Source organism: Acidisoma sp. L85 (genome assembly GCF_009765865.1).
In the GTDB taxonomy this organism is placed as follows: Bacteria; Pseudomonadota; Alphaproteobacteria; order Acetobacterales; family Acetobacteraceae; genus Acidisoma.
In genome coordinates this window covers 31,640-56,080 of record NZ_LMUQ01000015.1, presented here as the reverse complement: position 1 = coordinate 56,080, position 24,441 = coordinate 31,640, and the positions used below count along the sequence as shown (strand labels likewise).

The following is a 24,441-nucleotide window of genomic DNA, read 5'->3' as shown; positions in this document are numbered from 1 at the left end:
CTTTCGGCAAAGGCGCGCAAAGAACGGTCGGATCCGTAAGAGATACCGGCCAGAGGGGAGATCACGGGATGAGCTTTTCGAAGCGGCAATCCACCGAAGAACACGCGTCAGAGCAGCTCAACGAAATCGATACGCACGGACTGATTGCGCGACGCGAGTTGATGCGCCGTTCGGCGATATTCGGCGCGGTCGCGACCCTCGGAACCTTCACCGGATTGTTGAAGACCGCCTCAGCGCAGTCCGCCGCAGGCGGGACTGTCAAAGTGGGTCTCGACAGTGGCGCTTTCACGCCCATTCTCAAAACCTTCGCGCCGGAGTTCAAAGCGGCAACGGGGCTGACGGTCGAGTTCGAATCCTATCCCCTCGGCAATATGTACGACCAAAATCTTCTATCGCTGCGGCAAAAAACGGCCCGCTTCGACGCGTTCGATTTCTGGCAAAATTTCGCGGGAGACTTCGGCCCCTATCTCACCCCGCTTGAGGAAGTTGGCTCTTTGGAGACATTAGATTTCTCCGATGTCGCGAAACCCTTTCAGCAACTGAACTACTACCAGAATAAGCTCGTCGGAATCACGATCGACGGTGATCTCTTCATCGACACCTATCGCAGTGATTTGTTCGACGACGCGGCTGAGAAAACCGCGTTCAAGGCGAAATACGGTTATGACCTGATCCCGGCCAAGACCTATAGGCAGTATCGCGATATTGCCGAGTTCTTTACCCGGCCGTTGAAGAACCTCTATGGCGCCGTCGAGGTCACGAGCTTCTTCGTTTATGCGTTCTTTATGAATCACTTCGTCCAGATCGGCGCCGAAAAGGGCGTCAACTACGGCGAGATCTTCGACGCCAATATGAAGCCCAATATCGCCAATGCTATGGGCGAAGAGGCAATCCTCCGCTATATCGAAATGACCGCCTTTATGCCTAAGGATCTTGCCAAGGCGATGCCCTGGGATGTCGGCCGGCAACTTTATTTCGCGGGCCATATCGCTCAGGCGAATTGGTGGACCGACATGGCGAAAGGCGCCTCCGATCCCGCGATCTCGAAAGTGGCCGACAAAATCCGATGCGCCCGAAGCTGGGGCGAGGTCACCATGCTTCCCTATGGCCGCGCTATGGGCATCGCGGCCAATTCGCAGAACAAGAAGGGCGCCTTCACAGCAATTTCCTGGATCCAGCAATCGGCCAATGCCACCCGATGGGTCGCCGAAACTTTCGCGCAGTCCTTGATGGATCCGTGGCGCGTCAGCATGTTCGAGAGTCCTAAGGCCACCTTCCCGTTGGAATCGGCCTCGGGCTTCGCTGATAACTTCGCGCAGACCAGTCTCGCCGCATTGCACAACCCGAAGGTCTATCTGGATATCTCCATTCCGGGCACCAACCAGTACATGAGCTCGATCATTCAGCATGTGCAGGCCGCGATCAATGGCCAGGTCGCGCCCATGCAAGCGCTACAGGACATCTCGGGCGAATTCGACGAAACTACTGAAACCTACGGCCGCGATCTTCAAATTGCTCACTATGCCGAATACCGCGCGCGCATGGTGAAGAACGGTTATTGGACCTGAGGGCGACCGCCGATCCGATGGCCGATCTGACGATAGGCTATGGTAAGTCGTCGCGGTGGGGGAGGAAACCCCGGCGTGACGACGGCGTCACTGAACGCGGAACCCTGCTGCTACTGGGGCCAGCGTTGCTATTCCTCGCCGTCTTCGCCATCTGGCCTTTCTGCTATCTGATCTATGCGTCTTTCACTTCCTATCAAATGGCGATTCCGGTGCCGATCCATTGGGTCGGCCTCGGTAACTTCCAAGTTCTCGTCAAAACCACGCGCTTTTGGCACAGCCTTGGTGTGACGGCCGCCTTCGCGCTGGTGAGCGTGCCGCTCCAATTGCTCATCGGCCTCTGCATCGCCTTGCTGTTGAACGCGGTTACGCGTGGGCGCGAGGTCTATGCGTCGCTGCTGCTGACACCGATGATGTTGGCTCCCATTGTGGTAGGCTTCGCCTGGGAGCTTTTTCTCAATCCGATCTACGGCCCCCTCAATGCCTTACTCAAAGGTATCGGATTGTCTCCCCCGGCCTGGGCCCAGTCGCCGGTTTGGGCGCTACCTACTCTGGTCGCGGTCGATATCTGGCAATGGACGCCGCTCGTCATGGTCATTCTGCTCGCAGGTCTAAGGTCGATCCCACCCCGGGTCTACGAGGCCGCGAAAGTCGATGGCTCCAGCGCCGTGCAGACCTTCTTCAATATTGTCGCGCCGATGCTGCTGCCGTATTTTGCAGTCGCCTTCGTCCTGCGCTTCATCGACAGTTTCAAAGTCTTCGACATCATCTATATCCTGACGAGGGGGGGGCCTGGAACCATCACGCAGAACCTCGCTTATTACACTTATGATCTCGGCTTTGGCCGCTTTCAGTTCGGCCGCTCCGGCGCGCTCAGCATCATCCAGCTTTTGCTGCTGACTATAGGCACGATGCTCATCATCAAGCTCGTCGCCAAACGCAATGTGCCGACGGCCGCGGTCGCCGGCCCTGCCGCAAACGCGAAGGAGGGCGCGTGATGAGCGCGGCCACGCGGGCGCCACGCCTTCCCCCCAGAGCCAAGCTGAGAACGGAGGAGCTTGTTGGCAGCGCAGTTCGTCACGCGATCCTCATCGTGCTCGTCATCCTGTGCCTCGCGCCGATCGTCTGGCTGCTCATCACAGCGTTCAAACCCTATGGCGAGCTATTCTCCAGCCCGCCGACGCTGTTCCCAATTCATCCGACCCTCGTCAATTTCGCCGGCGGCTGGTCGGTTGGCGGCGGCCGTGGCATTCGCGACAGCCTGATTGTGGCGACCTCGTCGACGGTGCTCTGCCTCATACTGGGTTTTCCTGCGGCCTACGCGTTGGCGCGGCGCTTCTCGGCCCACGGCCAGCTCAGCTTCACCATCCTCTCACTTCGCATGCTGCCGCCGATCGTACCGGTGATCGGCTTTTACCTCATGTTCCAGAAGCTGCATCTCTACGACACCTATATCGGCTTGATCATCGCCTATACCTTCATGAACCTGCCGCTCGTGATTTGGCTTCTGGCGGAATTCATTCGCCAGATTCCGCGCTCATACGAGGATGCGGCGCGAATCGACGGCGCGCCGTGGTTCTGGATGTTCCGCGACATTCTGCTGCCGCTCTCCGCCCCGGGTATCATGACCGCGGCGATACTCAGCATGATGTTCGCCTGGAATGAGTTTCTGTTCTCACTCGTTTTGACGGGCGACAACGTCATAACGCTGCCAAAGGCATTGGCCGACTTCTTCCTGTTTCAGGAGCCGAACTGGGGCCAGCTCGGCGCTATCGGCATTGTCGCCATGGGGCCTCTTCTCGTCCTCTCCTACCTCATGCAGCGGTATCTCATCCGCAGCTTCACAGCCGAACTCGGCGGCCGCTGAAGTCACGGCCCGGTCAGATCAGGACGAAGACCATGGCATCCGTTACCCTTGATCATCTCAACAAGTGGTTCGGTCCTTCCGTTCATGCGGTGCAGGATGTGAATATCCACATCGAAGACGGAGAGTTCTTCGGTCTCCTCGGTCCCTCGGGCTCCGGCAAAACATCGGTGTTGCGTATGCTCGTGGGGCTGGAGCGGCCGACGGAGGGATCGATCCTTTTCGACGGCGTTCCTGTCCACAACAAGACCCCGCAGGAACGCAACGTCGCGATGGTGTTCGAGCAGAACGCGCTCTATCCGCATATGACCGCACGCCAAAACATCAGCTATCCGCTGCGTGTCCGGCGCGCATCCAGCGAGACGATTGCCCGCAAGGTTGCCGAGGTCGCGACCTTGCTGAATATCGGCGCGCTGCTCGATCGGCGAGCCTCGCAGATGTCGGGCGGCCAGCAGCAGCGTGTCGCCATCGCCCGTGCTCTGGTTCGGGATCCCAACCTGCTTTGCCTCGACGAGCCGATCGCGCATCTCGACACGCTTCTGCGTGCCCGTCTCCGTGGAGAGCTCAAGCGGCTTCAGCGTGCCCTCGGAACCACCTCGGTCATCGTCACCCATGACCCGATCGAAGCCATGACGATGACGGATCGGCTCGCGGTGATGCGAGACGGGCGTCTTCAGCAGGTCGGCAGTGCCGACGAGATTCACAATCGCCCCGTCAATGCCTTCGTCGCCCAATTCTTCGGGCTACATTCGATGAACGTTTTCACGGTTGATTCCTGCGTTGATCAAGGCGATCACATCGCCGGCCGGGTTGGGGGCCAGCCCGCGCGCCTGCCGCGTACATTGGAGCGCTTCCTCAACATCGGCCGCCGCACTGCCTCGATCGGCGCGCGACCGAGCGGCGTGATGGTTCTGCGTGCCGCTGACACCGCGCCCGCGGTCGAGGGTTTCACCGCGACAGGCCAAGTCTATGTGACCGAGCAACTCGGTGACGCGCAGCTGGTGACCGTTCAGATCGCTGATCAAAGCATTCAAACCCTCACACCCGATCCACGCGCCTTCGAGATAGACGAGCCGGTGCGCGTCTTCATTCCCGACGATGCACTGTTCCTTTTCGACGACAAAACGCAGCAGACCCGGCGCTTCGCCAGCCGCACGGCGGGCGACGAGCTTGCAGCCATTCGCTCAGAGGTTGCGTGATCTACCTGCTCGGCATCGACAAAGGCACCTCCGTTATCAAAGCGGTGGTCTTCGACGCGAGCGGAGCGGCACGCGGCGTGGCGCAGGAGCGCGTGACCGTGTTGCGCCCTCGGCCGGACTGGCACGAGGAAGATCCGGAGGAGAGTTGGGCCGCCTGTTGCCGCGTCATTCGGGCTGCGCTCGATCACGCGGGGATCGGCGGGGACGCGATCACCGCCATCGGGATCGCCGGCCATATGGGCGGCGCCTGGATCACCGGCGCCAATGGCACTCCCGTTCGCAATGCCATCTGCTGGCCTGATGGCCGCGCCCAGGCGCAGCTGCTCGCCTTACGCGACGCTCAGGCGCTTACGGAAATCTTCGCCATCGGCGGCAATGGATTGATGCCGGGTGTTACGGCGCTGCTGCTCGGCTGGCTTACCGCGCATGAACCGCATCTTCATGAACAAGCGGCGCATGTTCTATGTGCCAAGGACTATTTGCGCTTTCGACTGACAGGCGCGGTGGCGACGGAGCCATCGGATGTGAGCTTCGTTCCAGGCGACATCGACGGCCGTGGATTTTCTCACCGTATCTTGGAGCTCTGCGGCGCAGGCGCGTGGCTGGGCGCAATACCGCCTGTCTTCCCGTCCTCGGACATCGCCGGCGCGGTGACGGAACTCGCGGCGCGGCAGAGCGGGCTTTGCGCCGGCACCCCGGTCATTCATGGGCTGGGAGACGCCTGCGCCAATGCCATCGGTGTCGGCGCCGTGGCTCCCGGAGCGGCCATGACGGTGCTGGGCACCAGCTGCCTCAACGGGCTCGTTCTCGATCATGCCAGCCGTGAACCCGAGGGCGTCGGTTTCCTGTTCGCGATGCCGGATGATCTCTATCTCCGGATCCTGCCCAACACATCCGGCACCATCGTGCTCGACTGGTATCTCGATCGCTTCGGTGGACCAACATGCGCGGATGGCACCCACGACTATGCCAAGATGGAACGTCTCGCGGCTTCCGTTCCGCCTGGCGCCGGTGGCGTCATCCTGCTGCCCTACGTCAATACCAGCGGCGTTCTGGCGCCGGTCTTCGATACTCTGGCGCGTGGGTCCTTCTTCGGCCTGAGCACGCATACCACCGAGCCGCATATGCTGCGAGCGGTCTATGAATCGCTGTGCTTCGCGACCCGGGACTGCTTCGCCGCGATGGCGGTTCCCCCGTCTTCCGTCACGCTCACCGGCGGAGGGGCGCAAAGCGCCTATTGGGCGCAGATGTTCGCCGACGTCTGCGGTGTGCCGATCGAGGTCCGAGGCGTGGGTGAATCCGGCGCATTGGGCGTTGCGTTGCTCGCCGGTGTCGCGACTGGTGTCTGGTCAAGCATCGCGGATGCCACTGCCCACATGGCCCCCGAGGTTACTCGGTATGAGCCGCATGCCGAGACGGCCGCGCTCTATGACGGCTGGTTCCGCCTGTATCAAGATCTGCGCCGCATCTATCTGGGTTTCTCGCGGCGGCGGGAAGCTCTGGTGCCCCCCGCTTCCAGTCGGATTGCGGCGTGAGAGCGTTGCTCGGCATCGATAAGGGCACGACAACCACGAAGGCCGTGGTGTTCGATGCTGAAAGCGGGCGAGTCCTCGGCCTCGCGCGCCGCGCGACACAGTCTTTCCGCCCGCATCCCGATTGGCACGAGGAAGACACGGAAGCGACCTGGTGCGGCGTTGCCCTGGCGATCCGCGGGGCGCTGGCCGAGGCAGGGCTCCCCGCCGCCGATATCGCCGCCATCGGCGTCAGCGGTCATATGGGTGGGCTATGGGCGCTCGACCACGACGGCGTTGCTTTCGAGCGAGCGATTGCCTGGCCCGATGGGCGCGCGAGCGAATTGCTCCAGCATTGGCGCGACAGCGGCATCGTCGAAAAGGTCTACGACATTTCGGGCAACGCCCTCATTCCCGGCATGCCCATCGTGCTGCTTGCCTGGATGCAGCGGCATCGGCCGGATCTGTTTCCCGGCATCGCGCATGTTTTCTGCGCCAAAGACTTTGTAAATTATCGCCTGACAGGGGAAATCGCGACGGATGAGTCCGATCTGTCCTTCTTCCCCTGTGACATTCGGAAGCGATGCGTCTCCGAATCCGTCTTCGACCTTTGCGGCCTGTCAGGCAAATCGGGCTTGATCCCGAAAGTGCTGCCCATCGGCGCGCCGGTCGGTCGCGTCACCGCCAAGGCGGCGGTCGAGACTGGGCTCAACGAAGGAACGCTCGTTGCGTCTGGCGCAGGCGACGGGGTTGCGGCCGCGATCGGCGCGGGGGCGCTTTTGCCGGGTCAGGCCGTTACCGTCATCGGCACCAGCTTCATGAATAATCTGACGGTGGACCGTCCCGTTATGGAACCGCGCGGCGTTGGCTTTTTGTTCCTGATGCCCGACGGACGCTGGCAACGCCTCATGTCCAATACCGGCGGCGGCTCAGTGTGCCTCGACTGGGTGATCGAGGCTTTCGGACGCAAGGAAGCGGCCCTGTCGGATGGCGCCGATATGTTCACGCGCATCGAGACCGAGGCGCGTGCCCTGCCGCCACTGCCGGGCGGGCTGCTGTTCCATCCCTATTTGAATACCTCCGGCATGACCGCGCCACGCCATGAGCCGGCCGCCAGAGGCAGCATCATGGGCTTGGGGCTCGACACCACGCCGATTGCGCTGGTGCGCAGCATCATGGAAGGCGTCGCGCTGTCGATGGTCGATTGCTACGGCGCGATCGATGCACCGGTCGACGAAATTCGCATCACCGGCGGCGGCGCCCGCATCCTGTTGTGGCGCGACATTTGTGCCGCCGCGATGAACCGCGAGCTGGTCGTGACGGAAGCCGAGGAAACCGGCGCGCTCGGCGTCGCGCTTCTGGCAGGTCACGCGGCGGGCTTGTTTTCCTCGCTTGAGGAGGGCGCGGCTCGCATGGTGCGCGTCATGGCGAAGGTGCAACCCGATCCGGCCATGGCGGAGCGATACGCGGCGGCCTTTGCGCTTTTCAGAGATATTCGTGAAGCTCTCGCACCGGCATGGGCGGCGCGCGCTGCCTGCCTAGAGCGTGGCGCATCTAGGAATGCAAGCTGATGCCGCCGATCCTTGCCGAGCACGTCATGTTCGATCTCGACGGCACTCTCGTCGATACGCGCAAGGCTGTGGAAAACTGCTATCGCCACGTCTTCGGCACTGTCCTGAAGCAGGCATTCCCGCCGCCGAGTATCGACGCCCACCTACTCTACGCGATGCGGCCCGTTGAGGTCTTCGGCGTAGTGGCGCCAGACCAGGTCGAGCTTTGTCTCGATGCCTATCAGCGACAATATCCCGCAGCTTCCGCCGGCATGATCCTGTTCGGCGGCGCGCGGGAGCTGATCCTCGCCATCACGGCCGCCGGGCGCAAGCCGAGCCTCGTCACCAACAAAGGCCTGGCGCGAACCCTGATCGATCTTGAACGCGCGAAGATCGATGTGGCCTCCTTCGTCGCGGTAGTGACGGCCGAGGATACCATTGAGCGTAAACCGCATCCGGCGCCAATCCTGCTTGGCCTGAAGAGAGCCGGCTCGGCCGCTACGGATGCCGTCTATGTCGGCGATGGTCCACATGATGTCGTCGCGGCTCAGGCAGCGGGTATAAGCTCCATCGCGGTCACCTACGGATTTTACAGCGCCGCCGAAATGTCCTCGCTGGGGGCGGATCAGGTCGCGCATGACATTCCCGAACTCGCCCGCATCCTTGGCGTGGATCTGCGCATGGTAACGTCATGACGGCCTTCACCGTGCGGGCCGAGGGGCTGCACTTTCCCGAAGGCCCCGTCGTTCTGCCGGATGGGAGCCTGCTTGTGGTCGAAATCGGCCGTGGCCAGATCAGCCATATCGACCGCAATGGCACTCGCGCAATGGCGAGACCCGGCGGCGGTCCCAACGGCGCGGCGCTCGGGCCGGACGGTTACCTCTATGTCTGCAACAACGGGGGCTTTTCTTGGCAACGGGAGGACAGGCTGTGGCGTCCGATTGCGAAAGCGTCAGATAATAGCGGCGGCCGCATCGAGCGCGTGGATCTAAACACTGGGGCGGTCGAGGTTCTTTACGACCGCTGCGACGATCGGGCGCTTTCGGCACCCAACGACATCGTCTTCGATCGCGCTGGCGGGTTCTGGTTCACTGATCATGGCCATCGCACGGGGCGGCAAGTCGAGTTCGGTAGCGTCTATTACGCGCGCGCCAATGGAAGCCAGATTCTCGAAGCGGCCTTCCCGCTGATCGGGCCGAACGGCATCGGCCTTTCGCCGGACGGCGCCACGCTCTATGTCGCCGAGACTTCATCCGGCCGCCTCTGGTCCTATCCCGTGCTCGGGCCCGGCGAACTTGGCCGCGCAACTTGGCCTTCACCGACCGGCGGCGATCTGGTGTGCGGCCTGCCGGGCTTTCATCGCTACGATTCTCTCGCCGTCGAAGCGAGCGGCAACATCGTCATCGCGTCACTACGGATCGGCGGTCTCGATGTCGTGTCGCCCGCAGGTGCTCTGGTTCAGCGCATCGAGATGCCGGATCCTTACACCACCAATGTCTGCTTCGGGGGTCAGGACCTGCGCACCGCTTATATAACGCTCTCCTCGAGCGGACGCCTTGTTTCGATGCCCTGGGACCGTCCGGGACTGCGCCTGCACCACCAATCCTAGGGCCGCCGCACTTCAAGGATTTCATCCACACCATGACGTCGCGCAATCATCCTCCCGAACATCCCGATATCGACGCGCTGAAATCTCGCGCACTGAACCTTCGGCGTCTGATGCTGGACATGGCGAGCGGCAAAGGTGAAGGATATATTGCTCAGGGTCTCGGCATTGCCGATTGCCTGGCCGCGCTCTATTTTCATGAGCTGCGTTACGATCCCGCCACACCGAAGTGGCAAGATCGCGATCGTTTCATCCTCTCGACCGGTCACTATGCGATCGCCATGTACGCGGTTCTGGCCGAGGCCGGCTACCTGTCGGTCCGCGAACTCGCTAGCTACGGGCTCAATGGCTCACATCTCCCAATGAGCACGTTTGATGATACACCAGGTGTCGAGATGGTCGGAGGTTCCCTCGGTCACGGGCTCGGTCAGTCGGTCGGCATGGCGATCGGCTTGCGTCTCGACGGATCACCGGCTCGTGTATTCAACGAATTGTCCGATGGCGAACTTCAGGAAGGTTCGACCTGGGAGGCCGCGATGGGCGCCGCGACTTTCAAGCTCGACAGCCTCGTTGCCATCATTGACTGCAACGGCATCCAGGCGGATGGCCCAGTCACCGTGAAAATCGATCCCGTCGCCGACAAATTCGTCGCCTTCGGTTGGGAGGCAGTGGAGATCGACGGAAATGACATGCAGGCGATCGTGACGGCTCTCGCGAATGCGCGGCAACCCAACGGAAAACCGAAAGCCATCGTGTTGCGCACCACACCGGGCAAAGGTGTCCCGACCCTGGAGCGTCGGGAGCGAGCACATTTCGTCCGCGTCGCCAATGACGAGTGGGACGCGCTGAAGGCCGAGTTGGAGACGCATCATGGTTGACACTGCTGCGACCACCGCTGGCCGCACGCGCGGCATGGGTGAATTGATCGATGTTATAGGCAAAACCACGGAACTCGCGCCATTCGGCACGACTTTGGCGGCCCTTGCGGCGGAAAGGCCGGAGATCGTCGGTCTCACGGCTGATATGGGGCGCTACAGCGACATCCTGCCGTTCCGAGAAGCCTTTCCCGACCGATTCTTCAACGTAGGAATGGCCGAGCAGGATCTTCTCATGATCGCGGCCGGCCTCTCGAAGGTCGGCAAGATCGCCTATTGTACCACCTATTCGGTCTTTATCACGCGTCGGGCCTACGATTTCGTCGCGATATCCTGCGCGCATTCCAAGGCGAATGTGAAAATCTTCGCCGGGATGCCGGGGCTCGTGAACGGCTACGGCGCGACCCATCAGGCAACCGAAGATCTCAACATGATGCGGGGGATCGCGGACCTGACCATCATCGACCCCTGCGACGCGACGGAACTCAAGCAGGTCGTGCGCGCCGTGGCCGATATTCCCGGCACCGTCTATGTTCGCAGCCTGCGCGGCAAGGTGCCAGTGGAGCTGGGAAACGACTATCGCTTCGAACTCGGCAAGGCGAAGGTGCTGCGCGAGGGTAGCGCGGTCGGCATCATCTCCTGCGGTTATATGTCGATGCGTGCCCGCGATGCCGCTGATATCGCCGCCGGGCAAGGTATCGACGCCGCGGTGCTGCATGTCGGCACGATCAAGCCATTCGATCGTGACGGCGTGCTCGCCTTCGCGTCCCGTTTCGACCGGCTGATCGTGGCCGAGAATCACAAAACAACAGGAGGACTTGCGAGTCTCGTCGTGGAGGCGCTTTACGATGCAGGACTCATCAAGCCTTTAGTCAAGATAGGGCTCGCGGACAGTTTCTTCGAATGCGGGTCGCAGGAATATCTCGAGGCGAAATACGAGGTCGACCTGCCGAGATTTGTGCGGGCGATACTGGAGAACAAATGATGGGTGAGCTGGAAGGCAGGCTCGCCCTCATCACCGGGGCGGGCAGCGGACTCGGTTTGGAGACGGCGCGCGTCTTCGCACGCGAGGGCGAGAAGATCGTGATCAACGACGTGCGCGCGGAGGCCGCCGATGCCGCGGCGAAGCCGCTCGGACCCGCGCATCACGCGGTCGCGGGCGACGTCTCGGATGAAGCGGCGGTCACGGCCATGGTCGCCGATGTGATCGCTCGCTATGGTCGCATCGATATCCTGGTCAATAATGCCGGGGTGCCGGACAGTTTTGTGCCGACCGTCGATCAAACACTCGCACACTGGCAGCGGCTGATCGACATCCACCTCACCGGAACGTATCTCGTATCCAATACAGTCGCACCGCACATGATTGAACGCGGAATGGGCGTGGTTCTCAACCTCAACTCGATTGCGGGCATTCTCGGCTTGCCGGTGCGGACGGCTTATAGCGCCGCCAAGGCGGGAATCGGCATGTTGACGCAGGTGCTGGGCTGCGAATGGGCGCCGTATGGTATCCGGGTTAATGCCGTGGCGCCGGGCTATATGTTGACGCCCTTGCTGGCCAAACTGATCGAAGACGGCAAGGTCGACGGCGACCGTATCCGGCGCCGAACCCCAATGGGCAGGCTTGGCAAGGCGGAACATATCGCCCAGGCCTTGCTGTTCCTGGCGTCCAACCGTGCCGAGTTCATCACGGCCGTCACGCTACCCGTCGATGGCGGCTACTGTGCCTGGGGAGCACCAAGCGATGCCTATCCGCTCGAACACCTTCCGTCAGTTTAAATATTGAGCGAACGGGACAAGGTCGTCCAGGCCGGCACGTAAAGCTGCTCTGCTAAGTCCTTCCATCGAAAGCTCGTCTCATGCGCATTTTCGGTTCTCCTCATCGCTACGTTCAAGGACCTGGCGCCCTGGATGAGCTTGGGCCTCTATTAGCGCCATATGGCCCGCGGCCTCTTCTGGTCGTTGATCAGTTTTTGATGGAGCGCCTTGGAGCGCGGCTGGAAAAGACGGCGCGCAGCGCGGGGCTCGACCCGATCTTGTTGCCTTTTGGTGGCGAGATCACCTACGCGGCTATCGATGAGCTGACCCGAGATGCCGGAGACACACCTATCTCGGTGCTCGTAGGAGTCGGCGGCGGCAAAGCGCTCGATTCGGCCAAGGGCCTGGCTGTGCGTTTGGGCAAGCCGCTGGTGACAGTTCCGACGATCGCGTCGAATGATTCGCCCACCAGCGCGTCGATTGCCATGTATGACGATCAACACGTGATGATCGCGGTCGACCGCATGCCTCGCAGCCCCGACCTCGTCGTCGTGGATACGAGGCTGATCGCGAGTGCGCCCGTTCATTTCCTGCGCGCCGGCATCGGCGATGCGATCGCCAAGAAGTTCGAGGCCAACGGCTGTTCGGTCGGGACTGGCAAGACGCCATTCGGGACACGGCCACTCCTGACAGCCGGTGTCATCGCAGACGCCTGCTATGCCACACTGCGAGCCCATGCGCCCGCTGCCCTCGATGCCGTTTCGGCCGGAATCTTGAACGATGATGTTGAAGCGACCGTCGAGGCCATCATTCTGATGAGTGGCCTCGGGTTCGAGAACGGTGGACTGTCGATCGCTCATTCGCTGACGCGAGGTCTCGTCGTTGCGCGGGGTGTCAAGGCCGCGATCCATGGCAATCAGGTGGCCTATGGCACTCTTGTTCAATTGGCCGTGGAGAATCGGGAGTCCGCGTTCATCCTCGACGTTGCCACGTTTTTGCGGGGGATCGGTTTGCCGACGTGCCTAGCGGAGTTGGGGATGACCGAGGCAACGGGAAGTGAAATCGACGAGATCGCGCGATTGACAATGACGGCGCCTCACCTTGCCAACATTGGACGGCGGCTGGAGCAGGCAGACCTTGTGGTGGCCATCCGTCGTATCGAACAGCTGGCGACCGTCGAACTACCGGTCGAAGAGCCCGTCGGAGGCATTGTGAGGCGATAATTCAGAGCGTTTGCCTCGGCGGCGCAATGCCGACAGCGATCCCTGCTGGCGGTCGCCGTGCCGTTAAGGCAAAAGCGCTCTCGACTCTGGCGAGTTGATCGCACTCCTGCGCCACCTACCGTTGCGTTTTCGTTTGCTAGATCATCTTACTTGCTCGACGGGTAGGCTCCCAGCAGGGAGCGATTTCAGGATCGACTTGCGGAAACCGACGGATCGAGCCACACCCGCCAATCCTCCCGATTGAGGATCGCGATCTGTCTATCATGGTAGGGCGCGATGTCCGGGCCAGGCTCCATCGTCAGCATCGTGAATGCCTCGCCGACATCCTTGTTAGGCCGCCAGATTCCCGCAACGCAGAAGATCGGCTCGTCTTTTTTCGTGAAGAGCCACTTGTCTTTGCGTTTTTTCTTTTTATCCGCTGGATCGGTGAATTGGTAAAAGCCGTCGGCGATGATGAGGCAGCGACCGGACGCAAACTCGCGGCCGTCCGAGCGGAAGTTGTAGACCGGCTTGCCGTTCAGTCCTGGCCAGCTCCATCGCCGCTGCACCAGATCGCCGGCGTTCGGATCGCTGTCGATCGTGCGTACAATCGGCGCCATATCCGTGATCTTAATGTCCTGGCGCGCCTGGATGTTCGGCGTCCCTTCGGAGAAGCGGATCTTGATCTTAAGGTCAGAGAAATCCTCGAGAATTGCCGAGGCCTCCACTTCCAATCGATAATCGTTGCACATGAGGGTCTCCGCAGCGGGCGGATTGCAGCGAGCCATAGTTCCTAATATGTTCACGAGCATGAGCGCAAGCCCGTTCGATTTGGACGCGCCCTTTGGTCAGCACCGAGCCATCATACGGCGGGACAGCGGCGGCGTTGAGCTGGTCGAGGCGGCCTGGGGTGTTCGGCCCGGCCCGCACGCCGATCGTCCCTATACGGTGGTGCGCGCCGAGGGCGGACCGTCTCAAGCCACCGCTGCCTCGTACCCGCGTCTGATTTTCGCCTGCGGAGCAAAGACCGAGCCTATAACTTCGTCCTGGCGGGTGGGGATTGGTTCTATTTCGCTGGCATCTGGCGACCCGAGAAACCCGACTGGCCAGAAGCCTTTGCAATCCCGTCGAGGCCAATCCCGATGTGGCATTGTACCACGATCGCCAAATGGCGGTGCTGCGGCGCGAGCAGCGCCTCGACTGGCTCGACAGCCAGGCCGCTGAGGACAAATTGCTCCGTCCGCTACCGGCCGGTAGCTTCCGCGTGAAAGAGGTGCAGCCTACCCTTGGTTTTGAGGCGCCAGTTCGCTTCGACCGTTCAGGCTCGACGCCCTAAAATCTAGCATCAGCTAGTCCACAGCGGTGAATTCCCGGCGTCGATAGTCAACACGCGAGAAGCTGCATTATCGCGAGTTGACCCTCTGCCGCTAAGCAGCGACCGTTGGTCTGGCTGTCTCAGATGGGACGGTGGTCACTCACCCTGGTCCGCTACGGGATTCGTGCGCAGCCACTGCGTTGCGCCAAGCGGAAGTCTATCGCTTGCTTTGCACTAGATTGCGGCGTCGAATCACTAGTGACGTGGGCCTTCCGCGACCCGTCGAGCTCGCATTTCGTCGAGGTCGAATTCATGTTCGAGGGCTGCCAGCACCGAGTCGTGGATCTCGCCCTCTCGATGGAGTTTCAGGAGTGCATCCCGCCCGGCCGCGATAGCCGCAAGCACGGTAGCAAAATGTTCCGCCCTTTGATCGTCCAGCCCGCCGCTGGCGTCATTGAACCTCGTGACCGCGCCCACCTTGAAGGCATATTGCTCGATGAGCCTCGGATGCAGATGGCTACCGTCGGGCCGCTTGGAACGCAATTCAATCGCGGCGAGTTCTGCCGTCGCCGTATGAACCCGCGCGGCAGTCACCGTCAGCATGGTCGAAGGCCGTTCAGTTGTTCGGTGCAGACCGAATGCCTTGATCAAAGGCGCCAGAGTGGACCCTTGCACGAGAACGGTCACCAGAATGACTGCGAAGGTCGTCGCCAAAACGAAGTCCCGGCCTGGAAAGGCTTCTGGAAGTGCCAGGGCTGCCGCCAAACTCACCACCCCGCGCATGCCCGCCCAACTCATCACCACGGGAACCCCGAAAGGCGGGTAAGGATCGCGCTTGCGTAGTCTCGGTATGAGGGCGCGCACGAGATAGACACCGGGGAAGATCCAGGCGAAGCGCGCCAGGATAACGGCCGCGACAACGGCTGCGGCCGCAGGGATGAAGGCCGCCAGGCCGTGTGGATCACCGGCGAGGCGGTGCATTACCCCCCGCAACGAAAGCCCGATCAGGATGAACACCAGGCTTTCCAGCAAGAAGGTGACCACTCGCCACACCGTTCGCATCTGCATGCGCTTCTCGGCGGTCAGGCTGGAGTGCTGCCGCCTGCCCACGACGATGCCGCAGGCGACCGTCGATAACACCCCTGAGACGTGCAGCCACTCCCCGCCGATGTAGGAGGTCCACGCCACTAGGAAGCTCACGATGACGCTTAGCTCCGGATCCTTCAGCCATGCAGTCAATTTGCTGCCCAAAAAGCCAAAAACGAGGCCAACTGCCACGCCACCAGCGGCGAGCACGATAAAGCTCTCAGCGGCCGCGCCCTTGTCGAAGGTTCCGGTCAGCGCCGCTGCTACCGCGAAGCGGTAAAGCACCAGGCCGGTGGCGTCATTGACCAGGCTCTCGCCCTCCAAAAGGGTAACGACCCGTCTCGGCAGCGGCAGCCCCTGCAGCACGGCCTTGGCGGCGACGGCATCGGGCGGCGACACGATCGCGCCGAGGGCAAAACACGCGGCCCAGGGCAGCCCCGGCATTACGAGGTGGGTGACCCAGCCCACGGCAAGCGTCGTGAAGAGCACCGCGCCGACGGCAAGTTGAAGTATGATGCGCAAATCCTTACGGAAATCGCGCCAGTTCGTCAGGTAAGCGCTGACCAGAAGCAGCGGAGGCAGAAACAGGATGAGCGTAAGATCGGGGTCGAGCTCGACGTCCGGCATGCCGGGGATGAGTGCGAGGCCGATGCCGCCCAGGATGAGAGCCGCAGCATTCGGCATACGAAGGCGTCGCGCCGCCAAGGTGAGTGCGAGCGAGGCCGCGATCAGCAACAGCACGACTTCGAAACGATCGGCCAGGTCCAATAATCCGCTCCTTGAAAGAATCAATCACAGCAATAGCAGGATCGGGCGCGCCGAAGGTTGACCGACGAGCCTGCCGACGGATGAGCGCCCACCGAGTAGCCGACCGCGCTGCCGGCGCAAGTCGTCCGATCGCCTTCAGAACAGTGAGGGCCTGCCTCGACTCATGATGGCCACCAGCAGCAAGCAGAAAACCGCGCCAATTGCAGCCGCCAGAAATCCATCCTGATAGGCGAGCACGTTGGCTTGAATCGCGACGGCCGCCGCCAGGAGCCTGTCGGCTTGTGAAGCCGCACGGCCTGGGTCGACAACATGAACCCCAAGAGAACGGCCATAGGCCATTAGCCGGGCGACAGTGATCCCGCTGCCCTCGGCGATATGCAGCCCGATGATGTTGGAATGTAGCTGCTCACGCACCCGCACGAAGGTCTGCATGAACGCCGTCCCAATCTCGCCCCCGAACAGACGGCTGATCTGCAGGAGGCATCCGATCGTTAGCGCCTCCGCCGGAACAAGGCTCCGCACAAGGAGGACCGTTAGTGATGTCAGCGCGAAGGATTGGCCGATGGCCTGGACGATTTGAGACGGAAGAAAATCGTCGGTTGCCCACTGGCTTGTCAGCTGCCCCGTCATGAGACAGGCCATGCCGATCAATCCCACACCCAAGGCTAACACATAGCGCCCGTCCACCCGACGCAGGAGCGCCGCCAGCGGGAGCGCCAGGACAAGTTGAGGCAAGGCGATCCACATAAGAACCTGCCCGACCTGCAGCTCGCGGAAGTTCTGGACCGTCTGGAGATAGGTCGGGATAATATAGGCTGTCGATAGAACGATGAACCGAAGACCGGCCAGCGCCATGAGCAGCAGCAGGAGATTGCTCCGCAGGAGCACTCGCAGGTTCAGAAAGGGTCTTGCCGTGGTCAATTCTCGAACCACGAAGGCCGCGGTGAGAATGCCGCCGCCGCTCAGCAGACCGCTGACGAGTCCGCTACTGCTCCAGTCAAGCCGATTTCCCTGATCCAACCCCGCGTAAAGCATCGCAAAGCCGAGCCCGGCATAGACTAAGCCGAACCAGTCCAAATCGCGGAGGAGTTTGACGTTGGTCCTCTCGGTCGGCAGGCCGAACCAGATGGCACCGAACATGACCGGCAAGGCCAAGCAATACTGCCAGTACAGCCAATGCCAGGAGAGATGGTCTGCATACCAACCTTCCAGAGAAGCGGCGACGTTTTGCGACAGCTCAGAATTCATTGCGTAGATGGCAATGCCGTAAACGACCAGCTGGGCGGGAAGGCTGCGGACAACAAAGCTGATGGTGAGCGGGATGAAGGTGCCCGAGCTGACGCCCGCGAGGCCGAGCAGGATTAGGAACACTGTGAGGTTCCCTGTCAGCGGAAGCAGGAGAGACGTCATGAAGAACGCAACGATGCCCACGAGCAGCACACGACGCGGCCCGAAGACCGCGCCGAGATACGGGGAAGCCACGCCCATCATCATTTGGCCGATGCCGAAGCTCGTCGTGATCCAGGCACCGTCGTCGAACCCTACATGCAGGCCGCCGCGGAGGTCGGCGAGGCCGAAACTGGTGGTCCGCGATCCCAGAGTTCCCATGATAGAGCCGAGCAGCACGCCCAGGAGACCTAAGTAAGGCTGCCAGTCGTCGATATGCAGTCGAGATGGGTGGAGATGTGCCTGTTGGTGCAGGACCGCCCCCACCCCGCTTAGGGGCCGGCCATGGTGATCCATTGGATCAGGGCCCAGCGACAGGCGATGAGCCTGTGTCGATGCTGGTTTCGACCGACATTCCTGGTCTAACCAAGGTCCCGAGCGCCGGCACGCTATCGAGCACAACCTTCACCGGCACGCGCTGAACGACCTTCGTGAAATTTCCGGTGGCATTGTCAGGCGCCAACAGGGCGAAGGTGCTTCCCGTCCCCGGCGACCAGCTATCGATATGGCCGGTAAGAGCGAGGCCCGGAAAGGCATCGACCGTGACACGGACCGACTGCCCAAGGCGCACATGCGTCATCTGGGTCTCCTTGTAGTTTGAGATGACCCAGATGTTTGGCAGAGGCATAACGGTCACAATCTGCGTTCCGATATTGACGAACTCGCCCGGGTGGACCTGGCGTTGCCCGACCATTCCGTCGACTGGAGATCTGATTTCTGTGTAGCCCAGATTGTTTCGTGCGAGCTTCACTTGGGCCTCAGCCGCGTCCAGTTGTGCGGTGAGTTGCTTCTGCTGTACGTCCAGACTTGCCAACAGTCCTTTTTGCTGGTCGACCTGCGCGTTGTTGAGCATCAACTGGGCGCCGATCCGCTTTTCGTTTGCGTCCGCCTGCTCCACTGCCTGCGGGGTGCCGGCCAGTCGGTCGCCATTGAGGTTGCGTTGCCGAAGTGCTTCCAAGTGGTAGCGCACGACATCCGCCGTGGTCCCCTGGAGGGTCGCCTCGGCCTGTCGTATCAGCGCCCGCTGAATGGCCTTGCGATTCACGATGTCGTCAAGATTGGCCGCCGCCGTCGCGCGGTCCGCCACGGCTTGATCCAATTGGGCCCGGTAATCGACGGGGTCGATCACCGCCAGGAGCTCCCCGCGCTTCACCCCTTGGAAGTCGCTGACGCTCGTCGTCAGGATATAGCCCGACACCTTGGCTGAGAGCGGCGTCAAGTCGCCCGTGAGGTAAGCGTCATCCGTCCGCTCGTATCGCGCCGCGCCTGACCAGCGATCCCAATTATTGGCGAAGAACCAGGTGACGAATGCCGCCCCTGCGACCAGCAGCACCCGGGAGGTCGGCCACAGCAACCGGCCGGTCGAGGCAGCTTCAGCTTCCACGAAAGTGGCGGGTCCGACGGGAGGCTGCTGCGCCTCGAGACGAACGAGCGCCGGATTGGTGTCCCCCATCGGGATTTGAAGCCTTAGCGCACTTGAGACGAAACGACGGGATGCTGGCCCACAATCGCATTGTGAAGCGCGATGCCGTATTCCGACGCAGACTGCTGGTTCTGGCCAGTGATCAAATTGCCATCGATGACCACACGGACGCCCTGCGGTTCCGCGCTTGTGAATAACGCGCCCGCAGCCTCAAGAACGGGTTGCGGATAGTTGGGGATGAAGCCCTTCCCCAGAAGAGCTTCGATCTGCAGGTCCTCGCTCAGGGAATATCCCGTCACGTGACGACCATGAACACGATCCGAATTGTTACCCAGAGCAATGACGCCGTGACAGATGGCGCCGACGACTTTCCTAGCCTCGAAGAAGTAATCTAAGATCTCGGCAATATCCGAGTTGGGGTAAAGATCTACAGCCGCCCCAAGGCCGCCCGCGACGTGAACCGCCTCGTAATCCGTCACCTTGATGCTCCTGAAGGGAAGCGTCGTCTCGAGACGGCGGGTAAGAGCCTTATCAGACAGAAATCCTTTGCTCACGAGGTCGTCACGCTCCTGCGAATCGGCCGTGAAAGGATCACTCCAAGGATTCCAGACGATTTTGCCGCCCAGCGGGCTGGCGAAGTCCACATCAATTCCCCGCTCGGCCAAGTGCCAATATGGATGGGTCACCTCAGCAAGCCATGTCGCCTCGCTGGCGCTCGTGATGAGGAAGAGAACTTTCATCGTCTATCTTTCAGTAAACGACTCCCCGCAAGCCCGCGTGCGTCGGGTGTCGTCAACGTGATGGTGTTCGAAGACGCCGAACCGGCGTAACTCGGAGATAAGCTCAACGGGGCTAGCGCGGGAAATCCAAAGATTGTGGTGACGGTATCCAAATCTTGGATGACTGGAGGCGCACGTGACCGCGGCGACCTAGGTGCTGAGCGGAAGGGCGCTCAGATTCTCAATTTTGGGCGCAGAACCCCGCCAATTGAGAACGCAGCCAAGCGCGTCCAGGATGATCGTGGGTGCGCTCGTGCCAGACCATAGCGATCCGGAACCCGGCCACGGGAAGCGGAGGTTCGAAGGTATCGACGCGATCAGCGTAGCGAGCGACCAGACGCTCCGGGGCGAGCGCGATGAGATCGCTTCCCGCTACCGCCTCGATCATCATGACAAATGAAGAAACAGCGACGGCTACCTTTCGCGTCAGGCCCATCGCGGCCAACGCGTCGTCCGTCGGTCCGCGAAAACCTTCGGCGCGTGGAGACACGATGGCGTGTCGTGCCGCGACGAAGCGATCCATAGGCATACCCCCGGGTGAGAGCGAATGCTTCCGAGCGATGCCGACATATCGCTCCCGCAACACGTCCAGGTATCGGAACTCCGTTCCCTCGACCTCACTCGACTGCAGAAAGGCTACGTCCACGTCGCCCCGCTCGAGATCAGCCTTAGGTGTATAGACTGCTCTCACCATGACCTGCACGTCAGGTGCTGCGGCACTGATTTTCGTCACGAAAGGTAGGAGTACTGCTACCTGCATATAGTCGCTGGCGGAGATCCCAAACGCGATCTTGGCGCTGGCCGGATTGAAGGATCGTGCGCGGCTGACGAGACCCCGCATCTGATCCAAGGCATGGCGCAAGGGCACCTGAATCTCCTTGGCCATCGCGGTGGCGTAGACACCGCGAGATGTCGGGATGAGGAGTTGATCTCCGAATATATCCCGTAGACGCGCCAACTGAGCGCTCAAGGCCGGTTGGCTGAGGTTCAGACGCTTTGCCGCCCGGGTCACGTTCAACTCGGCGAGTAGTGCCTCGAGCGCCAGCAGTAGGTTCAAGTCGAGCTTCTTGTCATCCATGGCGCCTATACCAGCACCATTTTCTTTCGATTTCTACCGATACGTCATCGGGTCTACGCATGGTCTAGCAAATGGGCGCATCCGCAGTGCCGATGAAACAGAAAGGCTTGCGACAATGGAACCCTACGCGATCAGCGACACCGCTCTACTTCTGGTCGACCTTCTGAATGATTTCCTAGACAAGAAGGGGAAGCTGGCTCAACGGATCGGGCCAATGCTTCAGAAAACCGACCTCATCGCGCATCTGACACGCTTGATTGACGGTGCTCGCGGCAAGAGGATGAAGATTTTCCACGTGCCACATGGACTTCACGAACATAGCTTCGACGACGTCAAACATGTCCATCCGCGCTGGCAGTGGGCGATGGAGAACAAGCTCTTCTGGAAGGGAGAGTGGGGCGCCGACTTCTTTGGGACTTTCGCGCCGCGGGAGGGTGATGTCATCATCAGCCGCCACCGGACATTCGACAGCTTCGTGAATACCGACATGATTCAGAAGCTCCGTGAAAACAATATTGAGAAGGTCGTCCTCGCCGGGTTGACCTCCCACACCTGCGTCGAGAGTGCTGGCCGCCATGCGCTCGAAGAGGGTTTCCACGTCACCTTCTTAACCGATGCCGTCGCGGAGTTCACCGAGCAGGCCCACAAGGCGGCTTTAGAACTCTCCTATCCGACCTTCGGTCACGAAGTGACGACTATTGACAAGTTGCTCGCCGCAATCGAGCCCGCGGCCTGACCCATCATATCCTAACAAAGGAACGAGCATGAGGTCAGCAAGACAAGTGGTCGTGGACCGCTTTGGCGGACCAGATGTCTTGAAGGTCATCGATGTGTCGATCGCATCCCCACGGCCCGACCAGATCCTCGTGCGCGTAGAAGCCGCAGGCGTTCTCTATGGCGACATCATGCGTCGGACCAATCGCTATCTTACTGAGACCCCCCTTCCCTACGCGCCGGGGACCGAAATAGCGGGCACGATCGTTGAACTTGGCAACAAAGTCTCTGCGTTGACGTTGGGTGATAGAGTGTTCTGCCGTGTGGGATCGCAGGGTTACTCGCAATACGCCCTCGCGGAAGCGGCTCAGGCCATTCCGCTCCCACAAGGACTAGACTTTGCCGAAGCCACCGCGTTGCTTGCGCAAGGACTGACCGCCTATCTGCTGACGCATGCCGTCGCCAGTTTGAGAGACAAGTCGGTATTCATCGAGTCTGCGGCGGGCGGGGTGGGGATGCAAATGACGCAGATCGCACGAGCGGTAGGAGCAGCCTTTGTCGCGGGGTCCGCCAGTTCCGAAGAGAAGCGTGTGTTTGCCCGTGACAACGGCGTCGACTTGGTTGTGAGTTCCGTAGAGCGTGGATGGTCAGAGCAGATCATGCAAGCAACTGACGGGCGAGGTATCGACGTCGGATACGAATCCTCAGGGGCCTCATTCGTCGAACTTCTAAGATGCCTCGGTCCGTTCGGAACATTGGTCAAGTTTGGACGAGGAGTGGACGAACATCAGTCAATTGATCCGTCTAAGCTCGTGGGAAGAAATCAAACTCTGCGGGGCTTCCATCTACCAGGCTATTTTGGCGCCGCGCATCGTCCCTTACTCGACACGGCGATGCACTATCTCACCTGTGCAGTACTAAATGGCGCACTGAAGGTTCAGATTAGTCATCGCTACCCTCTGCAGGACGCGTCGCTTGCGCACCAGGCGATAGAAGAGCGAAGAACCATCGGCAAAGTCGTACTGGAGCCTTGGGCATCGTAAGGTCCGTCGGCCGAACCAGCGGCAACCGCATGATCAGTTAGCGAATCACGAATGGCCGCCCATGAGGCAATCTCCCCCGATACGCGAACCATTCTCTTTCAATAGGAAGGCAACACCATGACCGCCACTTACTCGTCAGACCACACGGCCTTGCTCATCGTCGATCCCTATAACGATTTCATGAGCGAAGGTGGAAAGTTATATGAGGCTATCAAGCCAACGGCAGACGCCTCTGGCCTGTTCGGCAATCTTCGTCAAATTATCCCCTCGGCTCGACGAGCCGGAGTGCGAGTTTTTGTTGTCCCGCACCATCGGTCACATGAAGGCGACTTTGATGGCTGGCAGCATATAAATATGTTCCAGGAAGCCGGCCTTTCCACGAAAGCTTTCGAAGTCGACACGTGGGGCGGAGAGTTTAATCCTGAATTCGGTCCGCAGAAGGGCGACGTCATTATCAAGGAGCACTGGGCGCAGAGCGGTTTCGCCAATACTGACCTTGACGCGCAACTTAAGCAGCATGGAATTCAAAAGATCATCCTGGTGGGTCTCATCGCAAATAGCTGCATCGAGTCAACGGCTCGTTTCGGCATGGAGCTGGGCTACCATGTCACTCTCATAAAGGACGCCACTGCTGCGTTTAGTCACGAAGGAATGCAGGCCGCAGCGATCAACGCACCGATGTATGCACACGCCATCCTATCGACCCGAGAGCTTTTGGATCAGCGCCCCTTCGCGTCCTAGCCATCTTACACCGGAGGAACCTTGGGGCCTGATATTCGTCAGTACGCCCCCGCCTGGTGGCTGCCCAGGTTCCCTGGATGCGGCTTCCACGGCTTGCTGCGGGCATTGTCACGGTAACCGGGTCTGGCGGGCGGCCCGATCCTGCGCCAGGATGGAGGAATGAAGAAGCCGCCCGACCCACATTATCGCCATCGTTTTCAGCCGAGCTGATCAGGCACGCGGTCTGGCTCTATCATGTACTCAGCCTGAGCTTTCGAGATGTCGAGCTGCTCCTGGCGGAGCGCGGCATCTTTGTTTCTTATGAGAGTATCCGTCGATGGTGTCTGAAGTTTGGCGCGAGCTTCGCGAACAATCTTCGTCGGCGCCGACCGGCCCGGTGACAAATGATACTTGGACGAAGTCTTCATTCGGATCAACGGGGAACAGCATTATCTCTGGCGCGCCGTCGATCAAGACGGCACCGTGCTTGACGTTCTGGTACAGGCCCGCCGCAGCGCCGGGGCAGCGAAGCGCTTCTTCAAGCGTCTCCTGAAGGAGCTGCAATACGTACCCCGCGTTCTCATCACCGACAAGCTGAAGAGCTACGCCGTGGCCCAACGCGAGCTTCTGCCTGATGTCGAGCACCGGCAAAGCCGCTACCTGAGCAATCGCGCCGAGAATTCACATCGCCCGACCCGGCGCCGCGAACGGCAAATGCAGCGCTTCAAATCGCCGCGGCAGGCTCAGCGGTTCCTCTTGGCTCACGCCTTCATCTACGGCCACTTTCGACCACGACGCCATCCGCTGACGGCACGCAGCTATCGGATGAAGCGTTCCTTGACTTTCGAGGTTTGGCAGGAGGAGACCTATGCGCGGAATGCGGCATGATCGGCTTTCAGTCCGCGCGCTTCGTTCAGATGCGTCCTCTTCCAATTAATG

General features: G+C 60.8%; 22 protein-coding genes and 1 pseudogene. 17 read left to right on the top strand and 6 right to left on the bottom strand.

Annotation, left to right across the window (positions count from 1 at the left end):
* Positions 1–68 precede the first annotated feature (68 nt).
* The 12 genes from GSQ83_RS02730 to GSQ83_RS02675 all read left to right on the top strand — a co-directional run bounded on the left by GSQ83_RS02730 (position 69) and on the right by GSQ83_RS02675 (position 13,151).
* Complete coding sequence (locus GSQ83_RS02730) at positions 69–1,568, top strand: ABC transporter substrate-binding protein (RefSeq protein WP_158801239.1); 1,500 nt, start codon at positions 69–71, stop codon at positions 1,566–1,568.
* Positions 1,559–2,563: a carbohydrate ABC transporter permease gene (locus tag GSQ83_RS02725; RefSeq protein WP_216849880.1), complete on the top strand. Its 1,005-nt coding sequence runs from the start codon at positions 1,559–1,561 to the stop codon at positions 2,561–2,563. Before GSQ83_RS02730 ends, GSQ83_RS02725 begins: the two co-directional genes overlap by 10 nt.
* Positions 2,563–3,432, top strand: coding sequence for a carbohydrate ABC transporter permease (locus GSQ83_RS02720; protein WP_158801235.1), 870 nt, complete (start codon positions 2,563–2,565; stop codon positions 3,430–3,432). The genes GSQ83_RS02725 and GSQ83_RS02720 overlap by 1 nt, the downstream gene beginning before the upstream one ends.
* A gap of 32 nt (positions 3,433–3,464) precedes the next feature.
* Positions 3,465–4,628 carry an ABC transporter ATP-binding protein gene (locus GSQ83_RS02715; protein WP_158801233.1) on the top strand — a complete coding sequence of 388 codons (1,164 nt, stop codon included), beginning with the start codon at positions 3,465–3,467 and terminating at the stop codon, positions 4,626–4,628.
* Positions 4,625–6,163: an FGGY-family carbohydrate kinase gene (locus GSQ83_RS02710; RefSeq protein WP_158801231.1), complete on the top strand. Its 1,539-nt coding sequence runs from the start codon at positions 4,625–4,627 to the stop codon at positions 6,161–6,163. Before GSQ83_RS02715 ends, GSQ83_RS02710 begins: the two co-directional genes overlap by 4 nt.
* Positions 6,160–7,710 (top strand): FGGY-family carbohydrate kinase, encoded by a 1,551-nt coding sequence (locus GSQ83_RS02705; RefSeq protein ID WP_158801229.1) that lies wholly within the window; start codon positions 6,160–6,162, stop codon positions 7,708–7,710. The genes GSQ83_RS02710 and GSQ83_RS02705 overlap by 4 nt, the downstream gene beginning before the upstream one ends.
* Positions 7,710–8,384, top strand: coding sequence for an HAD family hydrolase (locus GSQ83_RS02700; RefSeq protein WP_158801227.1), 675 nt, complete (start codon positions 7,710–7,712; stop codon positions 8,382–8,384). Before GSQ83_RS02705 ends, GSQ83_RS02700 begins: the two co-directional genes overlap by 1 nt.
* Positions 8,381–9,298, top strand: coding sequence for an SMP-30/gluconolactonase/LRE family protein (locus GSQ83_RS02695; RefSeq protein ID WP_158801225.1), 918 nt, complete (start codon positions 8,381–8,383; stop codon positions 9,296–9,298). Before GSQ83_RS02700 ends, GSQ83_RS02695 begins: the two co-directional genes overlap by 4 nt.
* 32 nt (positions 9,299–9,330) lie before the next feature.
* On the top strand, positions 9,331–10,173 hold the full coding sequence (locus GSQ83_RS02690; RefSeq protein ID WP_158801223.1) for a transketolase: 843 nt from the start codon (positions 9,331–9,333) through the stop codon (positions 10,171–10,173).
* A complete protein-coding gene (locus tag GSQ83_RS02685) occupies positions 10,166–11,155 on the top strand; it encodes a transketolase family protein (protein ID WP_158801221.1) in 990 nt (329 codons plus the stop codon). The genes GSQ83_RS02690 and GSQ83_RS02685 overlap by 8 nt, the downstream gene beginning before the upstream one ends.
* Positions 11,152–11,949: an SDR family NAD(P)-dependent oxidoreductase gene (locus GSQ83_RS02680; protein WP_254065460.1), complete on the top strand. Its 798-nt coding sequence runs from the start codon at positions 11,152–11,154 to the stop codon at positions 11,947–11,949. Before GSQ83_RS02685 ends, GSQ83_RS02680 begins: the two co-directional genes overlap by 4 nt.
* 80 nt (positions 11,950–12,029) lie before the next feature.
* Positions 12,030–13,151, top strand: coding sequence for a glycerol dehydrogenase (locus GSQ83_RS02675; protein ID WP_158801219.1), 1,122 nt, complete (start codon positions 12,030–12,032; stop codon positions 13,149–13,151).
* A gap of 185 nt (positions 13,152–13,336) precedes the next feature.
* Here GSQ83_RS02675 and GSQ83_RS02670 read toward each other — a convergent pair whose 3' ends face one another.
* Positions 13,337–13,882: an SOS response-associated peptidase family protein gene (locus GSQ83_RS02670; RefSeq protein ID WP_371417938.1), complete on the bottom strand. Its 546-nt coding sequence runs from the start codon at positions 13,880–13,882 to the stop codon at positions 13,337–13,339.
* 416 nt (positions 13,883–14,298) lie between these two features.
* On the opposite strand from GSQ83_RS02670, the gene GSQ83_RS29730 reads away from it, so the two are divergent.
* Entirely contained in the window at positions 14,299–14,466 is a 168-nt protein-coding gene (locus GSQ83_RS29730) for a hypothetical protein (RefSeq protein ID WP_216849878.1), read from the top strand.
* A gap of 234 nt (positions 14,467–14,700) precedes the next feature.
* Here the strand turns inward: GSQ83_RS29730 and GSQ83_RS02660 are convergent, their stop codons facing one another.
* The 5 genes from GSQ83_RS02660 to GSQ83_RS02640 form a co-directional block, all read right to left on the bottom strand.
* Positions 14,701–16,299 (bottom strand): Na+/H+ antiporter, encoded by a 1,599-nt coding sequence (locus GSQ83_RS02660; protein WP_158801217.1) that lies wholly within the window; start codon positions 16,297–16,299, stop codon positions 14,701–14,703.
* 135 nt (positions 16,300–16,434) lie between these two features.
* The gene (locus tag GSQ83_RS02655) at positions 16,435–18,042 is read right to left on the bottom strand and encodes an MFS transporter (protein ID WP_158801215.1); all 1,608 of its coding nucleotides are present in this window, start codon (positions 18,040–18,042) and stop codon (positions 16,435–16,437) included.
* 4 nt (positions 18,043–18,046) lie between these two features.
* On the bottom strand, positions 18,047–19,198 hold the full coding sequence (locus GSQ83_RS02650) for an HlyD family secretion protein (protein ID WP_158801214.1): 1,152 nt from the start codon (positions 19,196–19,198) through the stop codon (positions 18,047–18,049).
* Positions 19,199–19,212: 14 nt separating this feature from the next.
* Positions 19,213–19,908: a type 1 glutamine amidotransferase domain-containing protein gene (locus GSQ83_RS02645; protein WP_158801213.1), complete on the bottom strand. Its 696-nt coding sequence runs from the start codon at positions 19,906–19,908 to the stop codon at positions 19,213–19,215.
* A gap of 220 nt (positions 19,909–20,128) precedes the next feature.
* The gene (locus GSQ83_RS02640; RefSeq protein WP_158801212.1) at positions 20,129–21,025 is read right to left on the bottom strand and encodes a LysR substrate-binding domain-containing protein; all 897 of its coding nucleotides are present in this window, start codon (positions 21,023–21,025) and stop codon (positions 20,129–20,131) included.
* Positions 21,026–21,140: 115 nt separating this feature from the next.
* Between GSQ83_RS02640 and GSQ83_RS02635 the strand changes: the two genes are divergently transcribed.
* The 4 genes and pseudogenes from GSQ83_RS02635 (at position 21,141) to GSQ83_RS02620 (ending at position 24,390) form a co-directional block, all read left to right on the top strand.
* Positions 21,141–21,761 (top strand): isochorismatase family cysteine hydrolase, encoded by a 621-nt coding sequence (locus tag GSQ83_RS02635; RefSeq protein WP_158801211.1) that lies wholly within the window; start codon positions 21,141–21,143, stop codon positions 21,759–21,761.
* Positions 21,762–21,789: 28 nt separating this feature from the next.
* Positions 21,790–22,782 carry a zinc-binding dehydrogenase gene (locus tag GSQ83_RS02630; protein ID WP_158801210.1) on the top strand — a complete coding sequence of 331 codons (993 nt, stop codon included), beginning with the start codon at positions 21,790–21,792 and terminating at the stop codon, positions 22,780–22,782.
* Between the two features lie 117 nt (positions 22,783–22,899).
* A complete protein-coding gene (locus GSQ83_RS02625) occupies positions 22,900–23,523 on the top strand; it encodes a cysteine hydrolase (protein ID WP_158801209.1) in 624 nt (207 codons plus the stop codon).
* Positions 23,524–23,729: 206 nt separating this feature from the next.
* Positions 23,730–24,390: pseudogene (locus tag GSQ83_RS02620) on the top strand (IS6 family transposase).
* Positions 24,391–24,441: the final 51 nt, after the last annotated feature.